General features: G+C 62.0%; 8 protein-coding genes. 3 read left to right on the top strand and 5 right to left on the bottom strand.

Annotation, left to right across the window (positions count from 1 at the left end; genetic code table 11):
• Both NEZ08_RS18730 and NEZ08_RS18725 read right to left on the bottom strand, forming a co-directional pair.
• A partial coding sequence (locus NEZ08_RS18730; protein ID WP_298110092.1) for a hypothetical protein occupies positions 1 to 202 on the bottom strand: 202 nt, incomplete at its 3' end.
• Between the two features lie 134 nt (positions 203 to 336).
• On the bottom strand, positions 337 to 813 hold the full coding sequence (locus NEZ08_RS18725) for a hypothetical protein (RefSeq protein ID WP_298110089.1): 477 nt from the start codon (positions 811 to 813) through the stop codon (positions 337 to 339).
• A gap of 195 nt (positions 814 to 1,008) precedes the next feature.
• Between NEZ08_RS18725 and NEZ08_RS18720 the strand changes: the two genes are divergently transcribed.
• The 3 genes from NEZ08_RS18720 (at position 1,009) to NEZ08_RS18710 (ending at position 3,785) form a co-directional block, all read left to right on the top strand.
• Positions 1,009 to 2,664 (top strand): fumarate hydratase, encoded by a 1,656-nt coding sequence (locus NEZ08_RS18720; RefSeq protein WP_298110086.1) that lies wholly within the window; start codon positions 1,009 to 1,011, stop codon positions 2,662 to 2,664.
• A gap of 172 nt (positions 2,665 to 2,836) precedes the next feature.
• Positions 2,837 to 3,280 (top strand): MaoC family dehydratase, encoded by a 444-nt coding sequence (locus NEZ08_RS18715; RefSeq protein ID WP_298110084.1) that lies wholly within the window; start codon positions 2,837 to 2,839, stop codon positions 3,278 to 3,280.
• Positions 3,281 to 3,497: 217 nt separating this feature from the next.
• Complete coding sequence (locus tag NEZ08_RS18710) at positions 3,498 to 3,785, top strand: hypothetical protein (protein ID WP_298110082.1); 288 nt, start codon at positions 3,498 to 3,500, stop codon at positions 3,783 to 3,785.
• Positions 3,786 to 4,230: 445 nt separating this feature from the next.
• Here NEZ08_RS18710 and NEZ08_RS18705 read toward each other — a convergent pair whose 3' ends face one another.
• The 3 genes from NEZ08_RS18705 to NEZ08_RS18695 all read right to left on the bottom strand — a co-directional run bounded on the left by NEZ08_RS18705 (position 4,231) and on the right by NEZ08_RS18695 (position 7,051).
• Positions 4,231 to 5,256 (bottom strand): ATP-grasp domain-containing protein, encoded by a 1,026-nt coding sequence (locus tag NEZ08_RS18705; protein WP_298110080.1) that lies wholly within the window; start codon positions 5,254 to 5,256, stop codon positions 4,231 to 4,233.
• Complete coding sequence (locus NEZ08_RS18700; RefSeq protein WP_298110078.1) at positions 5,253 to 6,281, bottom strand: putative zinc-binding metallopeptidase; 1,029 nt, start codon at positions 6,279 to 6,281, stop codon at positions 5,253 to 5,255. Before NEZ08_RS18700 ends, NEZ08_RS18705 begins: the two co-directional genes overlap by 4 nt.
• Positions 6,282 to 6,625: 344 nt before the next feature.
• The gene (locus NEZ08_RS18695) at positions 6,626 to 7,051 is read right to left on the bottom strand and encodes a hypothetical protein (protein WP_298110075.1); all 426 of its coding nucleotides are present in this window, start codon (positions 7,049 to 7,051) and stop codon (positions 6,626 to 6,628) included.
• Positions 7,052 to 7,483: the final 432 nt, after the last annotated feature.

Raw genomic sequence — 7,483 nt, 5'->3', positions numbered from 1 at the left:
AGACGAGTTGATCGACCCGCGTTCCCTGTCCGGGCGGGAGCGGCGGCGGAGCCGGCGGCTGGGCCGTGCTGGCGTCGTCGCCCGGGCTGGTGTCAGGCGTCACGACGGCCGAAACGATCGCAGCCGGTCCCGTGTTGCCGTTGGTCTCGAGATAGTTGAACGGCAGCGGCGCGGGCTGCGACGAGATGCTTGAAACGCTCATGGGTCTGAATTCCGAAAAAATGTTGAGGCTGGCCTCGACCCTAGTCGGGCCTTCCGAAGGCCGCATGAATCCGGTCGATCAAATGCGATCGATTTGGCTAACCGCGCGGAAAGGGTGACGGCTCGGCAACGACGCTATTGGTCGATCCCGCGCGAAATCGCGATCGCGGCGTCCTGCCTGGTTCGCGTGCAGTTCATGTCGAGCCGGCGGTAGCGGATCGAGACGTCGTCGCCCCGGAAAAAGCCCATCCGAGACAGGCAGCCTGAAACGCCCCTGACCAGTTCGTCCTTGGGCAGCGTGAAGACGATCGCGGCCGCGCCGGCGACGAAGCCGACAAAGTCCGCCTTCGGCTTGCGGCTGTATGACTTGACGTAGAGCTCGTTGGTATATTTGCGGTTGGGGCAGCCGAGCGACATTTCCTTCGCCTTCGGATGCGAGAGATAGATGATGTTGCCGGCCGTGATGCCGACCTTCAGCCCGTCGATCCCTTCCTTGAGCTGGTTGGCGATGTCCGTGCAGTGGTCGGCCCGCGCCGGTAGGGCGGTGAAAGCGCAAAATACCGCAAGCATAGCGGTGAGCAGGATCGATCGGCGAAAAAGCCCTGACGTCATAGTCTCAGCCCCTTGGAGTCCCGGCATCAAAGCCTCAAGCGGGCCGGGAGTGCAAGGGATGATAGGGAAGAACGGAGTGCTGCGCGGATCGCGGTCCTGAAACCTTCCCTTTGGCGCAAAAGAGCTTAGAACGAGGGGGTCGCCGGGACGCTCCTTTCAGGCTGCTCCCGGCTCAAGAAACCATGCGAGCCAACCATGAACGCCCCGACCGCCTTTCCCGACCAGCAAAAGCCCGTTCCGCCCTACAAGCACACGCCGCTATTTCCGTTGGGTGCCGACACCACGCCCTACAAGAAGATCACGGCGGAGGGCGTGCGCGTCGAGAAGGTGCTTGGCAGGGATATGCTGGTGGTTTCCCGCGAGGCGCTGAGGGCGCTGTCGGAAGCCGCCTTCGGCGAGATCAACCATTATCTGCGGCCGGGACATCTCAAGCAGTTGCGCGCGATCCTCGACGACAAGGAGGCGAGCGACAACGACAAGTTCGTCGCCTTCGATTTCCTGAAGAATGCCAATATCGCCGCCGGCGGCGTGCTGCCGATGTGCCAGGACACCGGCACGGCGATCATCATGGGCAAGAAGGGCTGTAACGTCATCACCGATGGCGAAGACGAGGCCGCGCTGTCGGAGGGCGCGCGCGATGCCTACCTGCGGCGAAACCTGCGCTACTCGCAGGTCGCGCCGCTGTCGATGTACGAGGAGAAGAACACCGCCAACAACATGCCGGCGCAGTGCGAGATCTACGCCGAGGGTGATGACGCCTACAAGTTCATGTTCATGGCCAAGGGCGGCGGCAGCGCCAACAAAAGCTTCCTGTTTCAGGCGACGCCTTCGGTGCTCACCAAAGATCGTCTGCTGGCCTTCCTGAAGGAAAAGATCCTCACCCTCGGCACTGCCGCGTGCCCGCCCTATCACCTTGCCATCGTGATCGGCGGCACCTCCGCCGAACTCTGCATGAAGACGGTCAAACTGGCGTCTGCGCGATATCTCGACGCGCTTCCGACCCATGGCTCGGCGGACGGCAACGCCTTCCGCGACATCGAGATGGAGCAGGAAATCCACAAGATGACGCAAAGCCTGGGCGTGGGCGCGCAGTTCGGCGGCAAGTATTTCTGCCACGACGTTCGCGTCATCCGAATGCCGCGGCATGGTGCCTCGCTTCCCATCGGGCTTGGCGTGTCATGCTCGGCCGACCGCCAGGTGCTCGGTAAGATCACCAGGGACGGCGTCTATCTTGAGGAGCTCGAGCACAATCCGGCGCAGTACCTGCCACAGGTCGAGCATGCCCTCGGCGGGGAGGTGATTAAGATCGACCTTGCGAAGCCGATGAAGGAGATTTTGGCGACGTTGTCGAAATATCCGGTCAAGACGCGGCTGTCGCTGACCGGCACCATGATTGTGGCGCGCGACTCGGCGCATGCCAAACTGCGCGAACGGCTGGAGAAGGGCGAGCCACTGCCGGATTACTTCAAGAACCATCCGATCTATTACGCTGGTCCGGCGAAAACCCCGGAAGGTTATGCTTCCGGCGCATTCGGACCGACGACCGCGGGACGCATGGATTCCTTTGTCGATCAATTCCAGGCGGCCGGCGGCTCGATGGTGATGGTCGCCAAGGGCAATCGCGCGGTCGCGGTGCGCGAGGCCTGCAAGAAGCACGGCGGTTTCTATCTCGGCTCGATCGGTGGCGCCGCGGCCAATCTCGCCGAGCACTGCATCAAGAGGGTCGAGGTGGTCGAATATCCCGAGCTTGGCATGGAAGCGATCTGGCGCATCGAGGTCGTGGACTTTCCAGCCTTCATCATCGTCGATGACAAGGGAAACGACTTCTTCAAGGAGCTCAATCTCGGGTGAGGGCGCCCATCGGCGGACCAGCCTGAAGTGCAATAACCCTCGATTGCGGCTGATTGAACTCGACCGCAAGCGGTCCACATCGGCGCGTGTCAATTTGCCGTAGTCGGGTTATATGTCGGTGATCGGTAGTATTGATCCGGCTCGTGCGCCGTTGTCAGGAATGAACCAGGCCATGATCGAGTGGTTTGATGACCTCAAGGTCGGCATGCGCTTCCAGAGCGAGAGCAAGACCGTCTCGAAGGAGGAGATCCTGCGCTTTGCCGAGGAGTTCGATCCGCAGCCGTTTCATCTCGATCACGAAGCGGCCAAGGACACGGTCCTGGGCGGGCTCGCCGCTTCCGGCTGGCACACGGCGGCGATCGCCATGCGGCTGGCGCTGTCGGCCAAGCCGTTCGGCCCGCATCCGCTGTTCGGGGCAGGGGTAGACGGGCTGCGCTGGATGGTACCGGTTCGGCCGGGCGACACGCTCCGTCTGGAAGGCGAGGTGACCGAGCTGATTCCCTCGAAGACCAAGCCGCAAGGCATCGCGCGGGTCAAATGGACCGCCTTCAACCAGAAAGGCGAGGCGGTCTACACCTTCAATCCGATCGGCATCGTGCCGCGGCGGCCGGCGTAGAGGGAAATGCGTTCTGCGGGATGCAGCGCAGCGCTCGCGGTGCCCTGCTGATCCCGGACCTATTGATGAATAGTCGGAAGGCCGGTCCCGCTGCGCTGTACGCGCGGGGCACGGCGGTTCAGGGCGATTCTCCAGAGGGTTCACCCAGCCGGAGCCGCACTGCTGCCGTTTTGCCGGGCAGTGCTATGCTTGTTTCGCGAATCAGGAATCCTCAATCATGAGTGCAGACAGCGACAGTCGGATTGCGTGGCATAGGGTTCAGCTTCGGAAAAACCGCGAAGCGCTGAAGGCGCTGGAGACCTCGCGCTTCACCACGGGAGAAATCGCCGGACGGCGCAAGCAGGCTTCGCAGACGATCGCCGACCTGAAGGAAAAGATCGCGGAGTCGGAGCGCTGCATCGCCCTCCACGACCGGCAAACCAGGCGGCCGCTCGCGACCGACTTTGGCAGTCTCACGGGCGTGAACTGGAGCCATTGGAACGCCAACGGCGGCAGCGATCGCTAGAAGGTAATCCCTCATCTCGGATCGGATTAAGCGGCCTCATCCGCGGTCAGGTACCGCGGCTTCCAGCCTGATTTGGCCCGGCTGCTCCGCCGTCAGATTGAGACGGGCGAGCTTTTCGATGGTGAACCAATTGTCCCGAAAGATGGCGTCCGCATCGATCCTGCTGAGCGCCCGTATGGTGACACTGCAAGCGTGTCTTGCGCCCGCGTTCGTCATCTGAAAATTGATTTTGAAATCCGCCGCCCTTCGGGCAGGCGATAGCGATGGCTGCTCTCGGCGCATTCTGACGCTCCCCTGTGGCAACCTTCATTTTCCCCAGGTTGCAGGCTTGAATGTACGTTAGCGATTGGGAAGCCTGTTGGGCCGGATTGCGGCGGCAGCAAGAATGATTGTGGTTGGTTTCGCTCCGCCCGCCGCCGAAGCATCGCGCCGATCAGTTGATGCGTCAGCCGACCGAGACGCCCGCCTTCGCGCGGCTTATTCCGAGCGTCAGGATGCGGTGTAGCAGGGCCGCGTAATCTATTCCGTCATATTGGGCGGCTGTCGCGAACTCCTGGCTCTTGGCGATTTCGGGATTGGGGTTCGCTTCGATGAAATACAGGCTGTTGTCGGCAGCGAGGCGGAAGTCGATGCGTGCGTATCCGTCGAGGCCCAGTGTCCGGTAGATGCGTTTGGCGGTCCGCTGAATCCGGGAGCGCAACTCCGGTGCAAGGTTCTTGGCCGGCCCGTCGACGATTCCGACGCGCTCCTGATACTCAGTGTCGTGCTTGACCTTCTCGGTGGCGATCGCCTGGCCGCCCATGGTGCCGAATTGCAGCTCCCAGACCGGCAGCACTTGCAGGCGGTTGTTGCCGAGCACACCGACATAGAGCTCACGCCCCTCGATATATTGTTCGGCGATGGCGGCAGTGCCGACCCGCTCGTGGATGAAGGCGACGCGCTCCGCAAGCTTCTCGTCGGTATCGACGATGGACGCCTGCGAGATTCCCCGCGATCCGTCCTCGCTCAGGCTCTTGACGATCAGCGGCAGCGCAAGGCGCGCGGGCCGCTTGACCTTGCGGCGCATCGGGAAGACGGCGAAGGCCGGTACCGCGATCCGGCGATAATGCACCAGCGTCTTCGACAGATCCTTACCGCGTGCCAGGATCAGACCGCGCGGGTTGCAGCCGGTATAGGGGATCTGCATCAGCTCGAGCAGGCTCGGGATGTGCTGGTCGTAGACCGGCTCGTGGTGAAACTGCTCCAGCAGATTGAAGACCACATGCGGCTTGAAACCTTCGATCGCCTCGCGGACCGGCTTGATTTCCTCCTGCACGCCGAGCGGACGAACGTCATGGCCGGCCGCGCGCAGGGTGCTGACGATGTCGTACTCTGTCTTCCATTCGTTGATTTCGCGCGCGGTGTATCCTTCCGTGGAGTCCGGAGGCACAAAGTCCGGATGCATCAGGACCAGAATGCGCAGGCGTCTCATAGCGCGATCCATTTACGGCGCGATGGGCCGAACAGAGCGTGCATGGTCTTGGCTGTCAACAGGACAGTGAAGTCGGCCACAAGCTTCCGGTCGGAGCCGACGGCACGCAGATCGAGCTCCCGGCAGCGGGAGATCATGTCGTCCAGCACGGCATCCAGTGTAAGCTGATTTTCGCCCGTCCAGCGCGCAACCAGTTGACGTATGTGGGCGCGGTGCCGCCTGATGAAGGCGGAAGCCGGTTGCGCCCGATGATGCCGTGGATCGGCGGAAAACAGCCGGGAGAGATCGCGGTCGTAGGTCTTCGGCGGCGTGAAGGCATAGAACGCCTGCTTTTTCTGGTAGTGCTCGCCAAGCGTCTGGCTGAGTTCATGCAGGGGATCGATGCGCTCGCGCGTCATCACCAGCGGCCGCTTGCCGGCGATCTCGTGCATCAGTTCGTCGACATATTCGAGTTTCTTCAGCGCCGGCCAACCGGCATAGCGCGTCCGCCAGTTCGAACGCGGCCGCAGCCAGACCGCGAAGGTCTCGGCGAAATCCTCGTCCGGATGGCTCTGCGCGTACCAGAGCCGAAGATGCTGGACATAGCTGCGGCTGGCCGGGTTGGGCCGGTAGTAGCGCGGATAGTGTTTCGAGGACGGGCCGAACAGCTGCTGCCAGCGGCGGCGGCGCTGAAACTGGTAGGCGTGCTGCATGGCATGGCCTGCCTCGTGACGGAGGATGGCCATGCACTCGGACCAGGTCCCGCCTTCGACGTCGAGCATCATCTTCTTCTCGAGCTTCATCAGGCGGGGATGGGTAAGATAGAAAGGAATCGCAATGCCGGGCACATTGGCCGGACTGAACCATTCGCTCGAAATCCATGCGTGCGGCCGCAGCAGGATATCGCGCTGTTCGAGCTCTTCATAGAGCGCGCCGAGACAATCCTCGACCAGGGTGCCTTCGACCGTAACCCTCAGACTGCTGAGGCGTTGCTTGAGCAACTGCTCATCCGAGAGCTTTTCCCAAGGGTATTTGCGGCGCGGCATGGGGTGTCTGGAGATAAAGATAAGGCGGGCCTTCGATGCTGTCACAAGATGCTGCTGACAACAACTGCCCCAACCGGGCGGGGTGCCCTGGCTGACCGGCCCGCGCCCGCCGGGCTGGAGAGGGGCTCCGGCACGATTCTATCTAAAGGTGTTTTTATGACTTCCCACAGCTTTATCGGACGGACTGTGCGATTTAACCCGACGGGTCAATCGGTCGGCCCGTCCGGCCGGTGCGGCCGCCGCCGCGGGACTGATCTTCGGCGATGCGCCGGGACCAAACATATAGCCAGAACATAAAAGAGCCCGCCGGGCAGGCGGGCTCCTGAACGCGGAAGCAGATATCATTATCGCCGGTTGAGGTCGTTTCCCTCATGCATGCGACTGCCGGGGGAGTATTCAGAGGCGCCCCTGTCGCGATCGCCGCGACCGAGATCACCACGATCCATGTCGTGGCCGCTGCGCGACTGGCCGATCGTTCTGTGATTGTCGCCATTATGATCGAGGCTTTGGCGACCGTCGCGATCGAAATTGCGGCCGCCACGCGACTGACCGACCGTGCCGTGGCCGCTCATTTCGTGCCCTGGGCTATAACCCGATGCACCTGGCCCACGATCATCGGCATCGCCACCATTCCGCATTTGGTGGCCCGGGCTCAACTGAGAGGCGCCCGGCGAACCACCGGCCGCGCTATGACCCATGGTCCCCTGGGCATTCGCCCACGATACCGTGCCCAACAGCACCGCAGCTGCAATGGCAATATTCCTCGTCATCCATCGTCTCCATTGTCGTTAGCGACAAGACAACAAGACGCGTGTTCACGCGTTCCCGTCCGTGCACGGAACTTGCCGGCGTTCTCTTTCAATTCGTCAGCTCGTTCGCTCTGCGTGCAAAACTCGGCAGACGAAAGGACCTGATCTGAGTTCCGACGCTTGCTTTGCTTCGGCTATGGGCTCAAGCGCGACGCGGGGCCAGCGATTGAGTTCCCTCGATAAGCTCGACGGAACATCACGGAGTTTGAGCAATGCCATCGTTTTTGGCAGGCGACCTCAACTTGTTGGGCCGTCAGCTGTCCTTGTTGACCTAACTCAAAGCCGCTCCGGGCAGGTCAGCATATTGGGACCGTTGATCTAAACGAAGTCGAGAGAGCCTAACATGCGCGGCCCCACTGTGCTTGCCATCGGCGCTGTGCTGACGCTCGCTGT

Source organism: Bradyrhizobium sp. (assembly GCF_027451485.1).
Taxonomy (GTDB): Bacteria; Pseudomonadota; Alphaproteobacteria; order Rhizobiales; family Xanthobacteraceae; genus Bradyrhizobium.
The sequence above is the reverse complement of the archived record's forward strand: the minus strand, read 5'-3'. Positions and strand labels throughout refer to the sequence as shown.

Bases quoted from the DNA above. Each gene is read 5' to 3' on its own strand.
- NEZ08_RS18710 (WP_298110082.1), top strand. From the start codon at position 3,498: ATGAGTGCAGACAGCGACAGTCGGATTGCGTGGCATAGGGTTCAGCTT.
- NEZ08_RS18725 (WP_298110089.1), bottom strand. From the start codon at position 813: ATGACGTCAGGGCTTTTTCGCCGATCGATCCTGCTCACCGCTATGCTT.
- NEZ08_RS18695 (WP_298110075.1), bottom strand. From the start codon at position 7,051: ATGACGAGGAATATTGCCATTGCAGCTGCGGTGCTGTTGGGCACGGTA.
- NEZ08_RS18720 (WP_298110086.1), top strand. From the start codon at position 1,009: ATGAACGCCCCGACCGCCTTTCCCGACCAGCAAAAGCCCGTTCCGCCC.
- NEZ08_RS18705 (WP_298110080.1), bottom strand. From the start codon at position 5,256: ATGAGACGCCTGCGCATTCTGGTCCTGATGCATCCGGACTTTGTGCCT.
- NEZ08_RS18700 (WP_298110078.1), bottom strand. From the start codon at position 6,281: ATGCCGCGCCGCAAATACCCTTGGGAAAAGCTCTCGGATGAGCAGTTG.
- NEZ08_RS18715 (WP_298110084.1), top strand. From the start codon at position 2,837: ATGATCGAGTGGTTTGATGACCTCAAGGTCGGCATGCGCTTCCAGAGC.